Genomic DNA, 16,263 nt, shown 5'->3' on the forward strand with positions numbered 1-16,263 from the left:
GAGCACTCGGCTTCGTACGGCGGCGGATCGCGCCCCGCACCCGCGAGGGCGGCGACGGCGGCGCGCTGTCCGTCGAGTTCGCGGGGCTGGCACCCCTCGTGCTGGTCATCCTGGTGCTGCTGTGGCAGTGCGTACTGATCGGCTACACCTTCTCCCTCGCGGGCAACTCCGCCGACGAGGCCGCCCGCGCCGCCACCGCGGCCGCCGCGTACGGGGACCCCAGGGCCGCCTGCGAGGCCGCAGCCCGCACGCATCTGCCCGCGAAGTGGCGCGAGGACGCCTCGGTGAGCTGCACCCGCGGCGGCACCGTCTGGAGGGCGGACGTCGAGCTGAGGACCCCGGTCCTCTTCCCGGGCGCCGCCGGCCTGCCGTTCACGGTCGACGGCGAGGCCGGCGCGGCGCGGGAGGGGTGAGCCGGGATGCGGCGCGGACGCACGGGCCGGTCACCGGGGGGCGACCGGGGCTCCGGCGCCCTGGAGCTGGCCGGGATGCTGCCGCTGCTGCTGCTCGTCGCGATGGCCGTCATCCAGCTCGGCCTCGTCGGCTACGCGGTGCAGCAGGCGGGCACCGGGGCGCGGGCGGCGGCGCGGGTGGCCTCCCAGGAGGAGAGCGCGGACGGGTACCGGGCGGGCGGCCGGGCCGCCATGTCCGGGTGGACGGCGCGCCGCAGCAGCTTCGTGCGGTCCGACGGCGGCGGCGCGGTGAAGGTGACCGCCACCGTGACCATCCCCTCCCTCATCCCCGGGATCGACAGCATGGGCGAGGCGTCCCGCTCCGCGACGATGCCGAGCGACGGAAGCGGGTGAGCGGGCGATGAACGCGACGTCGGGTCGAGGGACCGGGGACGAGCGAGGTGCCGGGCGTGAGCCAGGTGCCGGGTCCGGGCGAAGTGCGGGGTCCGAGCGAGGTGCAGGGGTGAGCGAGGTGCCGGGATGAGTCTGCGCTCCCGTATCACGGCGGTCACCGGACCGGAGGGCGGCGCTGCGGGCGGCCCGCGCGCACCTGGTTCCCCCGCCTCCACCGCCGAGAGCACCAGCCATCTGGTGGCCGCCTACCGCGCCAAGCTGCTGGAGGAGATCGACCTCGCCGAGATGTCGGCGCTCAGCCCGTCCGAGCGCCGGTCCCGTCTCGAACGGGTCCTCGGCCACCTCATCAGCCGCGAGGGCCCGGTGCTGGCGACCGGGGACCGCACACTGCTGATCCGCCGCGTCGTGGACGAGGCCCTCGGGCTCGGCGTGCTCGAACCGCTGCTGGAGGACGGCTCGATCACGGAGATCATGGTCAACGGTCCCGACCAGATCTTCGTCGAGCGGGGCGGCCGGGTGGAGGAGGTGCCGGTCCGGTTCGCCTCCGAGGAGCAGCTGATGCAGACCATCGAACGCATCGTCTCCACCGTCAACCGCCGGGTGGACGAGTCGAATCCGATGGTGGACGCGCGGCTGCCCTCCGGGGAGCGGGTCAACGTCATCATCCCGCCGCTGTCGCTGACCGGCGCCACCCTCACCATCCGCCGCTTCCCCCGCGCCTACACCCTCGGCGAACTGATCGGCCTGGGCACCCTGGACGCACACATGCTCGCCCTGCTGTCCGCCTTCGTCCGGGCCCGCTTCAACGTGATCGTCTCCGGCGGTACGGGCAGCGGGAAGACGACGCTCCTCAACGCGCTCTCCGCGCTCATCCCCGAGCACGAGCGCATCATCACCGTCGAGGACGCGGCCGAACTCCAGCTCCAGCAGCGGCACGTCATCCGGCTGGAGACCCGCCCGCCCAACGTCGAGGGCAGGGGCCAGATCACCGTGCGGGACCTGGTGCGCAACTCGCTGCGGATGCGGCCCGACCGGATCATCGTCGGCGAGGTGCGCGGCGGCGAGACCCTCGACATGCTCCAGGCCATGTCCACCGGACACGACGGCTCCCTGGCGACCGTGCACGCCAACAGCGCCGAGGACGCGCTGATGCGCCTCCAGACGCTGGCCTCCATGTCCGAGGTCGAGGTGCCCTTCGCCGCCCTCCAGGACCAGATCAACTCCGCCGTGGACGTGATCATCCAGCTCGCGCGGCTGGCCGACGGCTCCCGCAGGATCGTCGAGATCGCCCTGCTGGCCTCGCACGGCCGCGAGACGTTCCAGATCGCGACGGTCTCCCGCTTCGTCCCCCGCCCCATGGGCCCGGACGGCCGGGTGCACGGCTCCTTCGCCCACCTCCCGCTGCCCCGCCGGGTCGCCGACCGGCTCGCCCTGGCCGGCGAGGCGGTACCCGCCGCCTTCGGCGTCGCCCGCTCCGACGACCAGCTCTCCACCCGGGAGGCACGGTGAACGACCGCATCCCGCCCGGCTCCGCGCCCCTGGCGCTGGGCTCCCCGGCCCTCTTCACCCTCGGGGCCGCGCTGGCGGCCTGCGCGCTGGCCGTGGCGGGCGCGGCCGTCTACGCCTCGGGCCGCGCCCGCCACCGGGCGCTGGTCGAACGGCTGCGCGAGGACGGCACCCCGGCGCCGCAGGCCGGCCAGGACGGCGGCGGACGGCGCCGCTTCGCCGGGGTGGACCGGCGGGTGCGGGCCACCGCGGTGGGCCGCCGCCTCCAGGCGCGGCTGGCCACCACCGGACTCGACCTCACCCCCGGCGAGTACGTCGTCTGCCTGGCGGGCCTGGTGGCCGTCCTGTGGCTGCTGGCCTCGGCCGTCCTCGCCCCCTTCTTCGGGCCCATCGCGGGCCTCGTCGGCGTCCTGGCCGGCAACGCGTTCCTGGCCCAGCAACGCCGCAGCCGCACCGAGCAGTTCATCAACCAGCTCCCCGAACTCGCCCGCATACTCGCCAACGCCACCTCCGCCGGACTCGCGCTGCGCACCGCGCTCGGCATGGCCGCCGAGGAGCTGGAGGCCCCGGCGGGTGATGAACTGCGGCTGGTCACCGACCAGCTGGCCGTCGGCCGCTCCATCGACGACGCGCTGGGCGAGCTGGCCGAGCGGCTGCCCTCCCGCGAACTCGTCGTCCTGGTCACCACGCTGGTGCTCTCCCACCGCGCGGGCGGCACCATCGTCGCCTCGCTGCGCAACCTCACCACCACGCTGGAGGAGCGCAAGGAGACCCGGCGCGAGGTGCGCACCATGCTCGCCGAGGTCAACGCGACGGCCTTCACCATCCCGCTGCTCGGTCTGGGCGCGATGCTGATGATGAACTCGATGATGCCCGGCGCCCTCGCCCGCGTGACGGGCAGCCCGGTCGGGCAGATCGCGATGGTTGTCGCGGTGGGCCTGTTCGCGGCCGGGTTCTTGGTCATCCGCCGCCTCGGCAGGATCGAGGTGTGAACCGGTGATCACGCTCGGACTGGCCACCCTGCTCGCGCTGGCGGTGTACGGGGCGTTCGCCGGCATCCGCATGTACCGCGCCGAGGCGAAGCTGCCGCCCGACCTCGCCCTCGCCCTGGAGGTGGGCGCCACCCGCACCACCAGGCGGGAGGCGGCCGTCGACCGGCTCGGCATGCGGCTGGCGCCGCTGGTGCTGCGGCTGATGGGGCCGCGGCGGACCGCGCGGAAACGCCGCACGATCGACCAGGCGGGCAACCCCGGCGGCCTCACCCTGGAGCGGTACGCGGCCCGGCGCGCCGTCTACGGCGCCTTCGGCCTGGCCATGGCGCTGGTCGGACTGGCCGCCGACAGCCCGCTGTTCGCCGCGTTCGCCCTGGCGTTCGGCGCCGGCGCGGCGGACCTGGGCATCCGGCAGGCGATCCGGGACCGCCGCCGCGTCATCGAGCGCACCCTGCCCGACTTCCTCGACGTCCTCGCCGTCGTCGTCTCCGCCGGACTCGGCTTCCGGCAGGCGCTGGAGCGGGTCGCCGACCGCTACCAGGGCCCGTGGGCGGACGAACTGCGCATCACCCTGCGCCAGATGGACATGGGCGTCAGCCGCCGCCAGGCCTTCGACGAACTGCGCCGCCGCAACGCCGGCGACCAGGTCGACCAGTTCGTCACCGCACTCCAGCAGGGCGAGGAACTCGGCGCCCCCATCGCCGAGACGCTCATCCAGATCGCCACCGACATGCGCCGCACCGACGCGCAGAACGCCCGCCGCAAGGCCGCCAAGACCGTCCCCAAGGCGACCATGGCCACCATCGGCTTCCTGCTCCCGGGCACGCTCATCCTGATCGTGGCGACCTTCGTCCTCGGCTCCGACACGGACTTCGGCTCGGTGCTGGGGGGATGACACGTGCCCGATGACGCGGCACCGCGCCCGCTGCCGCCTGGCGCGGACGACGGTACGCGGGGCCGGCGGCCCGCTGCCGTGAGGGGCGTCGTACGCGCTGCCCGCCCGGCCCCGCCCGGCACACCGGCCGCGAAGGCGGGTGAGGCGAGCGGCCCGGCCGCCGTTCACCGAGCGGAGACCGCGCCGTACATGCCCGGCTCATCCCGCAGCCCCGTCCCGTGCCGCACCCCGGAAGCTCCCCGCGGTTTTTCCTTCCCCTCTTCGTCCCCGCGGCGACTTGTGGCACAGTCTGCATGCGGACAGCGACTGTCAGCTACAGCGTGCGGTGGCCAGGGGAGGGGGCGCGCGACGTGACACCACGCTGCGGCGGCCTCCGCCGGTGCCGCCACGCGGGACGGGCGAGCCGGACGGACACGGGGGCGTACCCCCTCGGGACGACCGAGCCAGCCACCAACCAAGGAGAGCCCGATGCCGAACCCCATCCGCACCCGCGTCACCCACCTCCGCGGCCGCACCGCGGACCGAGGCGCCAACTCCATCGAGTACGCGGGCATCGTGATCCTGGTCGCCGGCATCATCCTGGCGATCCGCGCGCTGGGGCTGGACGCCATGATCTCGGGGGCCATCGCCAACGCGGTCGGCGCCGTGCTCGGCGGCTGACCGCGCCGGCCGCCGGGGACGGCGGCCAGACGGTCATCCTGTACGGTGCCGTGCTCGCGGGCCTGCTCTTCCTCGCCTTCGCCTTCTTCGCCTTCGCCCAGGCCGCCGCCGTCCGCAACGGCGGCCAGACCGCCGCCGACGCCGCCGCCGTGTCAGCGGCCAAGGACGACCGGGACCTGCTCTACGAGGGCTTCCTGGACTCCCTGGAGGACGGGGACACCTGGCGGGACTGGCTGGACGCGGTGGCGCCGCTGAGCGGCGACGGCTGTGGCGAGGCGGCCCGCTTCGCCCACCTCAACCGCTCCGACCTCCTCGACTGCGAACCCGTCACCAGGGAGGGCGGGACGGGCTACCGGGTCGGCATCGAGACGCGGTTCGACACGGGGGACACCTTCGTGCCCGGCGCCGACCACAAGACCGCACGCGCCGACGCCACCGCCGTGATCCGCCCCCGGTGCGAGGTCGAGGAGGCCGAGGAGGCCGACGGCGACCGCGACGGGGAACTCCAGCTGACCTGTGACGGTGAGGAACTCACCGTCGACCCCGACGACGAGGACCCCGACGTGGCACCGTCGGACCTCTTCTCGGTGGTGCTGGTCGAATGACGAGCGAACGACGGACGAGAGTCGGGTACTTCATGAATCTTCGGCGCACCACGCTGCTTCGCAGAGGGACGGCCGCGGCGGCCCTGGCGGCCGTCCTGGCCCTCACCGCCGCCGGCTGCGGCGGAGGGGACGGGGACGACGGGGCCGGGCACCCGCGGTCGTCCTCCGCGAAGGGCGGGGCCGGATCCGGCGGCGACGGCACGGACGGCGACGGGACGGGGGAGCCGCTGGCCGAGGTGCGGGGCGGCGAGGACATCACGCTGACCGTCACCTCGGCCCGCCGCGAGTCGGGCGGCTTCGTGACCGTCACCGGTACGGTGACCAACGGCAGCGGCAAGGCGTGGGTGGCGCCGGGCTGGGAGGGGAAGGAGTCCGAACTGTCCCTCCGCAACAAGCTGTCGGTGGCCGGGGCGAAGCTGGTCGACAAGAAGGGCAAGAAGCGCTACCTCGTCCTGCGGGACACCGAGGGCCGCTGCCTGTGCACCTCGTTCGGGCAGCCGGTGCCGGCCGGGAAGTCGAAGACCTGGTACGCGCAGTTCCCCGCACCGCCGAAGAGCACCGACGAGGTCGAGTTCCAGATCGCCGACATGCCTCCGGCCACCGTGGCCCTCGACGGAGGGGAGTGACCGATGGGGCGTACTCGGCCGTATCCGACCCGGGCCGTGGCATGGTCGTCTGTCGTGGCCGCGCTGGTGCTCGGCGTGACCGCGCCGGCCTCGGCCGACGACCCGGAGCCCGGACCCACCCCCTCGGTCCCCGACATCGCCACCCGGTACCCCACCGCCGACCCCACCACCATCCCCACCGGGCAGGCGCCCTCCCTCCCCGGGGAGAAGGGGCCGGGGGACCCGGGGTTCAGCGAACCGCCCGACAACATCGGGGACGTGGAGGAGCCGGTCGAGGTGGACCCCGAGGCGGCGGGCCTCCGGCTGGCGGACGGGGCGGAGCTGGCGGAGCCGAAGGTGCTGGACATCAAGTTCGTGACGGAGGACCTGGGCGGCGAGGAGCGCCGCGAGGACAGCACCGTCAGGACGAAGTTCACCCTGCAGGCGGAGGTGCTCTTCCCCAAGGACAGCCCGAAGCTCGACGACGGCGCGAAGGACCGCATTCGGAAGATCGCGGAGGAGATCGAGAAGCAGGGCAGCACCGAGGTGAACGTCTTCGGCTTCACGGACGATCTCGGCTCCTACGCGCACGGCAAGAAGCTCTCCAGGAAGCGTGCCTCCGCCGTGCAGACAGAGCTGGCGGCCCGGCTCGACCCGGACGTCAGCTTCAACGTGCGGGGTTACAGCGAGGACTACCCCATCGCGGACAACAGGACGGAGGAGGGCCGCGAGAGGAACCGCCGGGTCGAGGTCTCCTTCCCGAAGAAGGACTGACCGGCCTTGCGGGCCGCATCCGGCCGGCCGGATCATGAACCGTGCCGGTACGGACGAACGGGGGGCGGTGCGGTGTACGAGGGCGCTTCAGCGCATGGTGGGGCGGGCCGTCGGTCCGCCAACCGGTCCGGCAGGCGGTTCACCCGCCGGTCCGGCAGCCGTTCCCGGGTGCGGGCGTGGGCCGTCGGCTGGCCCGCGGGCGCCGCGCAGGCGCTCGGCGCGGCGCTGCTGCTGATCACCGAGTGCGTGCGGCAGGACGTCGCGGCGCTCGGTGAGAAGGTCCCGCCGGGGGCCCGGCTCCCCGACTACGCCGCCGACTTCCCGCACTGGACGGCCACCCTGGACGGCCAGTGGTGGTTCCGCGCGGCCGAAGGGGCGCGGGACGCAGTCAGCTTCGGCGAGCCCCGGGCGGCGCTGTGGGCGGCGGTCTGCGCCGCGCTGGTCGTCCGCCTCAACGCCGACGGGCCGCCCCGCACCCAGTGCTTCCTCTCCCTCGCGGGCGCCCTGTACTGCGCAGTGGCGGCACTCTCCGCGGTGCCGTACCTGGCGCTCGCGGGCCTGGCCCTGCCGTTCGCGCTGGTCGCCGGTGCGACGGCCGTCGCGGTGACGACGCCGGGCTGGTGGCGGCGGCTGAAGGGCTAGTGACCTGAGTCAGAGATTCGTCGGCAGTAGGCGGCGACTTTGTCGAGGATTTCGTCGGCTGTCTTCGTCCAGACGAACGGTCTGGGGTGCTCGTTCCAGTCTGCGAGCCAGGATCGGATGTCGCGTTCGAGGGCTTGAACGGAGCGGTGGACGCCGCGTTTGAGCTTCTTCTGGGTCAGTTCGGCGAACCAGCGCTCGACCAGGTTCAGCCAGGATGCGCTGGTTGGCGTGAAGTGCAGGTGGAACCGCGGGTGGGCCAGCAGCCACTTTTTGATGTCGGGGGTCTTGTGGGTCGCATAGTTGTCCAGGATCAGGTGGACTTCCAGGCGGTCGGGGACCTCCTTGTCGAGCTTGGTCAGGAACTTCTTGAACTCCGCCGCCCGGTGGCGGCGGTGCAGGGAGCCGATGACCTTGCCGGTGGCGACCTCCAGGGCGGCGAAGAGGGTAGTGGTGCCGGCCCGGACGTAGTCGTGGCTGCGGCGTTCGGGAACGCCGGGCATCATCGGCAAGACCGGCTGGGACCGGTCCAGGGCCTGGATCTGCGACTTCTCGTCCACGCAGAGCACCAGGGCCTTCTCCGGCGGGTCGAGATACAGACCGACGACGTCGCGAACCTTGTCGATGAACAAGGGGTCGGTGGACAGCTTGAACGTCTGCGACCGGTGAGGCGCCAGGGCGAACGCCCGCCAGATCCGCGAGACGGTCGACTGCGACATGCCCGTGGCCGCGGCCATCGACCTGGTTGACCAGTGTGTGGCGTTCTTCGGCGTCTCCTCGAGAGTCTTGACGATGACTCTCTCGACGTCCGCATCGGTGATCTTGCGTGGGACGCCCGGGCGCGGGTCGTCGCACAAGCCGTCCAGACCTCGCTCGAGGAAGCGGCGCCGCCACGTGCGGACCGTGTCCGGAGTGACCCGCAGCCGGCGGGACACCTCCATGATCGAGTGCCCCTCGGCGCACTCCAGCACGATCCGCGACCGCTGAGCCAGAGCCTGAGCCGTCGAACGACGACGCACCCACCCCTCAAGCACCGCCCGCTGGGCATCAGTGACCGACAACGGCGGAATCTTCGGACCCGGACGACTCATACCCAACCAACGACAAATCTCCGACTCAGGTCACTAGCGTCGCGGCCCCTGCCCGCTCCCTCCGTCCGGGCCCTGTCCGGCCGGGACCCGGTCCCGGCGGCACGGCAGGCCGGAGCGCCGGCCCCGGGGCCGGCGCCGCCGTCCGCGCTCACTCGGCCGCGTCGGCCGTGCAGAGGGTGCGGCTTCCGCCGTCCACCTTCCACGTCCAGTAGTGCGCGTGTGTGCCCGCGTCGCCCTCCCGGCACGAGGTGGTGTCCCGGTAGACACCGGTGATCCTCAGCAGCCGGTCGTACCGCCCCTGGCCCGAGGGCGGCCGGGTCGAGCAGGCGGGTGCGGACATCAGGGCGGCGCGCACCTCGCCGCCCGCGGACTCGGCGAGCAGGCACTGGTCGGTGCGGAACTGGCGGGTGAGGCACAGGGTGGTCTCCCCGTGCGTCCAACTGGCGCGCCCGTTGCCGGTGGGGCAGGCGGCTTCCACATCTCCGCCGGGGCCGCGGCCGGGGCCGGCGTCCGTGCCGGTGCCGGGGCCCGTGTGGTGGACGGCCGTCACCCGCGTGTAGGCCCTCTCGTCCCCGCACGGCACCCGGGTGGCCTCGACGGGGGCCGGGCGGCTCCAGCCGGAGCCGCTGCCGTGGATGGTCAGGCACTGGCCGGCCCGGACCGAGCGGAAGGCGCCCGCGAGGGAGTCGGAGGCCGAACCGGGCCCCGCCGCGGGGCCGGTGGCGCCGGGCCGTACGGGGTGTGAGGACGAGGGGTCCGGCGGTGCGCCGGTGGCGGGCGCGGAACCGGAGGGCGACGGGCCGGCGGTCGCGCCGTCACCGTCACCGGGCTGCGGGGTCGGATACGCCGGGACGCTGCCGGCGCCCGGGGAGGGGCGTGCGGACACCTCGTCCGCACGGCCCGGGGCGCTGACGACCTTCGGCAGGATCAGCGTCGCGAACAGGGCCGCCGCGACCAGCAGTCGGAGCCGCCCCCGGCGGGCCCGCTCGCCCAGAGCGCCCTCGCCTTCCGCCCCGGCGTCTCCGCCGTGGGCCGTGCCGGCCAAGGCGGCGGCCGGGTCCGGGGACCCGGGACTCGGGGGGCTGCCGGTGCCGGGGGCCTCGCGGCTGTCGTCGCCGTGGCGTCCGTCCCGTCCCCGTCCGAGCTTTCTCACCCGCGCGCTCCGTCTCCCCCAGGGCCGGCCCGCGCTCCCCGCGCGTACCGCTTACGCGTACATGCTCGCGGATCGGTCAGCGGCTGGCGAGCCCTCGGGGGAAGGCGGCTGCGCGGGGAGAGGCGGCCGGTTCCGGGTTTCGCGGGGAGCGGGGGAGAGAAGAGATGGCCAAGGCGGCGGCCCTCACGCCGCCTTGACCATCTCGGCACGTACGGCGCGCTGCCACTGCCCGCGCAGCCGGTCCAGTTCGGCGAGTGCTTCCTTCGACCAGAGAGTGCGGCCCGCGACGAAATCCCTGATCGCGTCGTTGGCCGCGGTGACGGAGAGTTCCGGCGAGGGCGCTCGGCCCGCGCTCGTCTCCCCGAACAGTCCGGGCTCTCCGGGCCCGGTGGAAGTCGATGTCATACGGACTACAGTACGGCCCCCCACTGACAACGGCAGTTGGTTAACGAGGCGTCGGAGACGGCCGATTGGTGCTGCGTCGCAGGTGTCGGCGCTGTCCGGCTCCGGGATGCTCCGAGGGGATGTGAGATGAATCGCGTCCCGAGCGCTCCGTACGGCCGGTGCCGGATGCCCGCGCGGCCGGGGACATAAGCTCGCGGTGTGCTGCTGGAGTGGATAGTGAGCGTGGCCGCCGCCGCTTACGGCGCCGCGGTCTGCTCCCTGCTGCCCCGGGCCGTCTACCGCCTCTCCGTGGAGCCCGGGAAGCCCTGGCGCGACAGCTGCCCCGGGGGGCATCCGCTGGGCGGGGGCGTGCGGGGCGTGTTGGGCCCCGCGGTGTGCGGCGCGTGCGCCGGGGAGGTGCGCGCCGGGGGCCGGGAGCCGGGGGAGGCGTACGGCGGAGGGCGGGGCGCCCTCGCCGTGGTCGGCGCACTCGTGTGCGCGGGACTGGCCGCGGCCGTGGGCGTGCGTCCCGAACTCGCGGTGTGGCTACTGTTCGTGCCGTGCGCGCTGCTGCTGGCCGCGGTCGACCTCGCCGTGATGCGGCTGCCCGACATGCTCACCCTGCCGCTCGCGGCCGGCACCGCCGCGCTGCTGGGACTCGCCGCCCTGCTGCCCGGAGCCGCCGGGAGCTGGCGCGGGGCGCTGCTGGGCGGCCTCGTGCTGGCCGGGGCGTTCTTCGCGCTGTTCGTCATCAGCCCGCGCGCGGTGGCCTTCGGTGACGTCAAGCTCGCGCTGTCGGTCGGTGTGGCCCTGGGGTGGTACGGCTGGGCCGTGCTGTTCGCGGGCGCCTTCCTGGGCTTCCTGTCGGCGGCCGGGTACGGCTTCGCGCTGATGCTGACGGGGCGCGCCCGCCGCGACAGCGCCATGGCCTTCGGCCCGTTCATGGTGCTCGGAGCGGTGGCGGGCGTGGCGCTGGGCGCGCTCACCGGCTGAGGGGGAGGTGGACGCGCCGTACTGGCGTGCGCGACACGGTTGTTGGTGTGCGGAACATCGCGTCCGAGGGGCTATGGTGGAAACCCCCCCTCGGGCCGGTCCGTATCCCCCCACGGACCGGCCCGCTTCTCTTGCCCGGAGCGGCCGGGGCTCAGGCCCTGCTGCTGGCCGCCCAGATGTTGGTGCCGGGCTCCGACACCGCCAGCGCGTCGATCTCGCGCAGCTCCTCCTCGCCGAGCGGGGCTCCGCGCAGGGCGGCGACGTTCGCCTCCAGCTGGGTGACGGAGCTGGCCCCGATCAGCGCGGAGGTCATCCGCGGGTCGCGCAGCACCCAGCGCAGGGCGAGCTGCGCCAGGGTCTGGCCGCGGCGCTCGGCGAGGGCGTTGAGGCCGCGCAGCCGCCCAACGACCTCCTCGGTCAGCAGCCCGGGGTCCAGGGACTTGCCCTGCGCGGCGCGGGAGCCGGCGGGGACGCCGTCGAGGTACTTGTCGGTGAGCAGACCCTGGGCGAGCGGGGCGAAGGCGATGCAGCCCATGCCCTCGTCCTCCAGGGTGTCGAGCAGCCCGTCCTCCTCGGTCCAGCGGTTGACCATCGAGTAGGAGGGCTGGTGGATCAGCGCGGGGACGCCCATCTCGCGCAGCAGCCGTGCCGCCTCGCGGGTGCGGGCCGCGCTGTAGGAGGAGATGCCCGCGTAGAGGGCCTTGCCCTGGTGGACGGCGGTGGCCAGCGCCCCCATCGTCTCCTCGAGCGGGGTGTCGGGGTCGTAGCGGTGCGAGTAGAAGATGTCGACGTGGTCGAGGCCCATCCGGCTCAGTGAGGCGTCGAGCGAGGAGAGCAGGTACTTGCGGGAGCCCCACTCTCCGTACGGGCCGGGGTGCATGAGGTAGCCCGCCTTGGTCGAGATGACCAATTCGTCCCGGTACGGCCGGAAGTCCTGGGCGAAGATCCGGCCGAAGTTCAGCTCCGCGGAACCGGCCGGCGGACCGTAGTTGTTGGCCAGGTCGAAGTGGGTGACGCCCAGGTCGAAGGCGCGGCGCAGGATGGCGCGCTGGGTGGCCAGCGGGCGGTCGTCACCGAAGTTGTGCCACAGGCCGAGCGAGATCGCGGGCAGCTTGAGCCCCCAGCGGCCGGTGCGGCGGTACTCCATCGCCTCGTACCGGGTGTCCTCGGCGCGGTAGAGCGTGTCGGACGGGACCGCTGCGGGGGACGGGGCGGGAACGGGGGAAGTGGTGCGGTGCGTGCCGTGGGTCATGTGCATTTCCTATCACCGCTCGTCAGCGCCGCCCCGGGCCGTTCCGGTGAGCGCCGCGGCGGCCGTGACCGGCCCGGTTCGTACGTCAGGGCGAACGGCAGTAAGGTTCTCGGGATCCCGACTCGGCACGGAGAGGCTGGCCGTTCCCATGAAGTTGCGCGACCTGGTGTACAAGCTCTATGCGCGCCGGGTGGAGGACCGTCTCGATCACGCACAGGTGCCCAAGCACATCGGCGTCATCCTGGACGGCAACCGGCGCTGGGCGCGCGCCTCGGGCGGGACGACCGAGCAGGGGCACAAGGCCGGGGCCAGCAAGATCCAGGAGCTGCTCGGCTGGTGCGACGAGACGGACGTCGAGGTCGTCACCCTGTGGCTGCTGTCCACGGACAACCTCAACCGCCCCGAGAGCGAGCTTCTCCCGCTGGTCGGCATCATCGAGGACACCGTGCGCGACCTGGCGGCCGACGGACGCTGGCGCGTCCACCACGTCGGGCAGCTGGACCTGCTGCCGGCCAGCACGCAGCGCGTGCTCAAGGAGGCCGAGCAGCAGGCCGGGGACGTGGACGGGATACTCGTCAACGTCGCCGTCGGCTACGGCGGACGCCAGGAGATCACCGATGCCGTCCGCTCCCTGCTGGCGGACCGCGCGGCGCGCGGGATAAGCCTCGACGAGTGCGCGGACAGCCTCACGGTGGAGGACATCTCCGAGCACCTCTACACCCGGGGCCAGCCCGACCCGGACCTGATCATCCGCACCAGCGGTGAGACCCGGCTCTCCGGCTTCATGCTCTGGCAGAGCGCGCACTCCGAGTACTACTTCTGCGAGGTCCTGTGGCCGGGCTTCCGCAAGGTGGACTTCCTGCGGGCCCTGCGCGACTACGCCGCGCGGCACCGGCGGTACGGCAACTGAGGCCGCGGCCCCGGCAGGGGCGTGCCCCCCGGCCCCGACGGGCCCGGTGACCCGGGCCGCGCCCCGGCGTCCCCGGTAGCCGGTCCCCGCCATGCCCGAACGCATGGCGCATGGTTGACGTCCGGGGCGGGAATATCCCTCACGACCGTGCCTCTCTCATGGGGCGTGGTCGCCGGGAGGCCCTGTTGGTACCACGGACACCCCACGGAGTGGGGGACGCGGAGGGCCGGAGTCCGGCCCGCGTGGTGCGGGCGCTCTCCGGCCTCTTCCCCCGCGACGCCGTCGCTCCCCGACCCATCCGAGGGGGTACGTCCCACCGTGGTGATCAGCAAGAAGCGCAGCGAGTCCGACAGGCGCACGTATGTCATCGACACCAGCGTGCTGCTGTCGGACCCGGCCGCCATGGACCGGTTCGACGAGCACGATGTGGTGCTGCCCGTGGTCGTCGTCACCGAGCTGGAGGCCAAGCGCAACCACCCAGAGCTGGGTTACTTCGCCCGGCAGGCCCTCCGCAGGCTCGACGAGTACCGCATCCGGTACGGACGGCTCGACGCGCCGATCCCCCTCAGCGACCAGGGCGGAACGCTCCGGGTCGAACTGAACCACTCGGACCCGGCGGTGCTGCCGGCGGCCATGCTCAACCAGCACGGCCGGCCGGGTGACAACGACTCGCGCATCCTCGCCGTGGCGCGCAACCTCCAGGCGGAGGGGTACGACGTCACCGTGGTCTCCAAGGACCTGCCGCTGCGCATCAAGGCGTCCTCCGTGGGGCTGCTGGCCGAGGAGTACCGCGCGGAGCTGGCCATCACCGACTCCGGCTGGACGGGGATGGCCGAACTCACCCTGCCCGGTGAGGACATCGACGAGCTGTTCGCGGCGGAGAGCGTGGCCCTGCCGTACGACGCGCCCGAACTTCCCGTCCACACGGGCCTGGTGCTCCAGTCCGAGAAGGGCAAGGCGCTCGGCAGGGTGACCTCCGACGGGCGGATCCGGCTGGTGCGGGGCGACCGGGAGGCGTTCGGCATCAAGGGGCGCAGCGCCGAGCAGCGCATCGCCCTCGATCTGCTGCTCGACCCCGAGGTGGGCATCATCTCGATGGGCGGGCGCGCCGGTACCGGCAAGAGCGCGCTGGCGCTGTGCGCGGGGCTGGAGGCGGTGCTGGAGCGCCGGCAGCACAGCAAGGTGATGGTCTTCCGGCCGCTGTACGCGGTCGGGGGCCAGGACCTGGGCTATCTGCCGGGCACCGAGGCCGAGAAGATGAGCCCCTGGGCGCAGGCGGTCTTCGACACGCTCTCGGCCGTCACCAGCCGCGAGGTCATCGAGGAGGTGGTGGCGCGCGGCATGCTGGAGGTGCTGCCGCTGACCCACATCAGAGGGCGCTCGCTGCACGACGCCTTCGTCATCGTGGACGAGGCGCAGTCGCTGGAGCGGAACGTGCTGCTGACGGTCCTCTCGCGGATCGGCACGGACTCGCGGGTGGTGCTCACCCATGACGTGGCCCAGCGGGACAACCTGCGGGTGGGGCGGTACGACGGTGTGGTCGCCGTCGTCGAGCGGCTGAAGGGGCACCCTCTCTTCTCGCACATCACGCTGACCCGTTCGGAGCGCTCCCCGATCGCCGCACTGGTGACCGAAATGCTGGAGGAAGGGCGCGTATGACCCGGAACGCGGGGGCCCGGCCGGCCCCGACGGAGCGTCAACAGAAGGGCTGACGGGCACCCCTGGAGCGGGCCCCGTGCCGAAGGGCGCAACACCCTAGCGGCACGGGGCCCGTTTGCGCGGTGATTTCCGTGATTCCTTTGCCCCAAACGCCGTGTGAGCTTTCCCACTCAACGCTGAATTGCTTCCGCGCGTCCCGTTCCGGCAAGGTGTGGGTCCTGTCAGGCCCCGCATACGGCACAGCCGCACCCTCAACGGTGCGACACCACGCAGCAGTACAGAACTGAACAGCAGCAGCGCCGTATGCCGCCCGAAGAACCACGCGGGCTCTCACCCGAAGGGAGACCCACCGGGCCCGTGCCTCCCACGCCCATCACGGGGAGGCCAGTGTCAGGGGCACGATTGGTCCGCGAGGTCACCCGAGCGGGCATGTTGGAAGGGAACCGTGTGACTGCTCGGATTTCGGTCCGGGGATTCGCCGTGGCGTCCGCCACCGCGGTCACCACCGTCGGCGCCGTCGTCGGTGTTGCCGCAGGCGCCGACAAGGGCCAGGCGCCCGACGCCGAGGCCACCGCCGCCCAGGCGACGCTCCTGGAGGACATACCGGCCGGGTCGCAGACCCAGGTGCAGACGGCCTCGCTCACGCAGCAGGCCGACGCCGCCTCCGCCGCCGCGGAGGCCAAGGCGAAGAAGTCCGCCGAGGAAGCCGCGCGCAAGCAGGCCGCCAAGGACGCCGCAGCCAAGAAGGCGAAGGCCGAGAAGGAGGCCGCGGCCAAGAAGGCGGCCGAGAAGGCCAAGGAGCGCGACAAGCTCAAGACGGCCAGCCGCTCCGCCGACCGCGCGGACGCCGGCGACTTCGCCCAGAAGGGGTCGTACACCACGGCCGAGGTCCAGTCGATGGCCAAGCAGATCGTCGGAGCCGGGCAGTACCAGTGCTTCTCCGAGATCGTCTCGCGCGAGTCGGGCTGGAACTACAAGGCCACCAACGCCTCCTCCGGCGCCTACGGCCTCGTCCAGGCGCTGCCGGGCTCCAAGATGGCGTCGGCGGGTGCCGACTGGCGGACGAACCCCGCCACCCAGATCAAGTGGGGCCTCAACTACATGAACGACCGGTACGGAAGCCCCTGCGGTGCCTGGGACTTCTGGCAGGCCAACAACTGGTACTGAGCCGCACCGGCCCCAAACGCCCGCCGGACACCTCGTCCGGACGACGGAAGCCCCCCGTACCGGTCCGCACGGATCGGTACGGGGGGCTTCCGCATGCCCGGTCCCCGCCCCGCACGGCGCACTCGGTGCGGGCCGTCGCGGCGCCCCCGTGGTGAGGCGTCCGGTTCGGGAA

At 73.1% G+C, this 16,263-nt stretch carries 18 protein-coding genes; 14 read left to right on the top strand and 4 right to left on the bottom strand.

What is annotated here, in order from left to right; genetic code table 11:
* The 10 genes from FM076_RS21415 to FM076_RS21460 all read left to right on the top strand — a co-directional run.
* Positions 1-413, top strand: a 413-nt coding sequence (locus FM076_RS21415) for a TadE/TadG family type IV pilus assembly protein (RefSeq protein ID WP_243274592.1), incomplete at its 5' end; no start/stop codon positions are given.
* Between the two features lie 6 nt (positions 414-419).
* Positions 420-806, top strand: a complete 387-nt coding sequence (locus tag FM076_RS21420) for a TadE/TadG family type IV pilus assembly protein (protein WP_173872598.1) — start codon at positions 420-422, stop codon at positions 804-806.
* 126 nt (positions 807-932) lie between these two features.
* On the top strand, positions 933-2,315 hold the full coding sequence (locus FM076_RS21425; RefSeq protein ID WP_173872599.1) for a CpaF family protein: 1,383 nt from the start codon (positions 933-935) through the stop codon (positions 2,313-2,315).
* Positions 2,312-3,304, top strand: a complete 993-nt coding sequence (locus FM076_RS21430; RefSeq protein WP_428814958.1) for a type II secretion system F family protein — start codon at positions 2,312-2,314, stop codon at positions 3,302-3,304. Before FM076_RS21425 ends, FM076_RS21430 begins: the two co-directional genes overlap by 4 nt.
* 4 nt (positions 3,305-3,308) lie before the next feature.
* Positions 3,309-4,199, top strand: coding sequence for a DUF5936 domain-containing protein (locus FM076_RS21435; protein ID WP_173872600.1), 891 nt, complete (start codon positions 3,309-3,311; stop codon positions 4,197-4,199).
* A gap of 468 nt (positions 4,200-4,667) precedes the next feature.
* On the top strand, positions 4,668-4,859 hold the full coding sequence (locus FM076_RS21440; RefSeq protein ID WP_173872601.1) for a hypothetical protein: 192 nt from the start codon (positions 4,668-4,670) through the stop codon (positions 4,857-4,859).
* Between the two features lie 50 nt (positions 4,860-4,909).
* A complete protein-coding gene (locus FM076_RS21445) occupies positions 4,910-5,464 on the top strand; it encodes a hypothetical protein (protein WP_173872602.1) in 555 nt (184 codons plus the stop codon).
* Between the two features lie 32 nt (positions 5,465-5,496).
* Positions 5,497-6,090 (top strand): hypothetical protein, encoded by a 594-nt coding sequence (locus FM076_RS21450; RefSeq protein WP_173872603.1) that lies wholly within the window; start codon positions 5,497-5,499, stop codon positions 6,088-6,090.
* Between the two features lie 3 nt (positions 6,091-6,093).
* Positions 6,094-6,843, top strand: coding sequence for an OmpA family protein (locus tag FM076_RS34055; protein ID WP_243274593.1), 750 nt, complete (start codon positions 6,094-6,096; stop codon positions 6,841-6,843).
* Positions 6,844-7,011: 168 nt separating this feature from the next.
* Entirely contained in the window at positions 7,012-7,485 is a 474-nt protein-coding gene (locus tag FM076_RS21460; protein ID WP_173872604.1) for a hypothetical protein, read from the top strand.
* Here FM076_RS21460 and FM076_RS21465 read toward each other — a convergent pair.
* From FM076_RS21465 to FM076_RS21475, 3 genes are all read right to left on the bottom strand, one after another.
* Positions 7,482-8,573 (bottom strand): IS630 family transposase, encoded by a 1,092-nt coding sequence (locus FM076_RS21465; RefSeq protein WP_173872605.1) that lies wholly within the window; start codon positions 8,571-8,573, stop codon positions 7,482-7,484. The genes FM076_RS21460 and FM076_RS21465 overlap by 4 nt on opposite strands.
* Positions 8,574-8,721: 148 nt before the next feature.
* On the bottom strand, positions 8,722-9,726 hold the full coding sequence (locus FM076_RS21470; protein ID WP_173872606.1) for a hypothetical protein: 1,005 nt from the start codon (positions 9,724-9,726) through the stop codon (positions 8,722-8,724).
* A 183-nt stretch (positions 9,727-9,909) separates the two neighbouring features.
* Positions 9,910-10,131, bottom strand: coding sequence for a hypothetical protein (locus FM076_RS21475; RefSeq protein WP_173872607.1), 222 nt, complete (start codon positions 10,129-10,131; stop codon positions 9,910-9,912).
* Positions 10,132-10,335: 204 nt separating this feature from the next.
* Here FM076_RS21475 and FM076_RS21480 point away from each other — a divergent pair, with 204 nt between their 5' ends.
* A complete protein-coding gene (locus FM076_RS21480) occupies positions 10,336-11,103 on the top strand; it encodes a prepilin peptidase (RefSeq protein ID WP_180218526.1) in 768 nt (255 codons plus the stop codon).
* A gap of 151 nt (positions 11,104-11,254) precedes the next feature.
* On the opposite strand, the gene mgrA is transcribed toward FM076_RS21480, so the two are convergent.
* Positions 11,255-12,355, bottom strand: a complete 1,101-nt coding sequence (gene mgrA, locus FM076_RS21485) for an L-glyceraldehyde 3-phosphate reductase (protein ID WP_173872609.1) — start codon at positions 12,353-12,355, stop codon at positions 11,255-11,257.
* Positions 12,356-12,503: 148 nt separating this feature from the next.
* On the opposite strand from mgrA, the gene FM076_RS21490 reads away from it, so the two are divergent.
* The 3 genes from FM076_RS21490 to FM076_RS21500 all read left to right on the top strand — a co-directional run bounded on the left by FM076_RS21490 (position 12,504) and on the right by FM076_RS21500 (position 16,091).
* Positions 12,504-13,265 (top strand): isoprenyl transferase, encoded by a 762-nt coding sequence (locus tag FM076_RS21490; RefSeq protein ID WP_173872610.1) that lies wholly within the window; start codon positions 12,504-12,506, stop codon positions 13,263-13,265.
* Between the two features lie 318 nt (positions 13,266-13,583).
* The gene (locus FM076_RS21495) at positions 13,584-14,924 is read left to right on the top strand and encodes a PhoH family protein (protein WP_173872611.1); all 1,341 of its coding nucleotides are present in this window, start codon (positions 13,584-13,586) and stop codon (positions 14,922-14,924) included.
* A gap of 429 nt (positions 14,925-15,353) precedes the next feature.
* On the top strand, positions 15,354-16,091 hold the full coding sequence (locus FM076_RS21500) for a transglycosylase SLT domain-containing protein (RefSeq protein ID WP_173872612.1): 738 nt from the start codon (positions 15,354-15,356) through the stop codon (positions 16,089-16,091).
* The last annotated feature ends 172 nt before the right edge of the window (positions 16,092-16,263 follow it).

It is taken from the genome of Streptomyces albus subsp. chlorinus, from assembly GCF_013302895.1.
GTDB lineage: Bacteria > Actinomycetota > Actinomycetes > Streptomycetales > Streptomycetaceae > Streptomyces > Streptomyces chlorinus.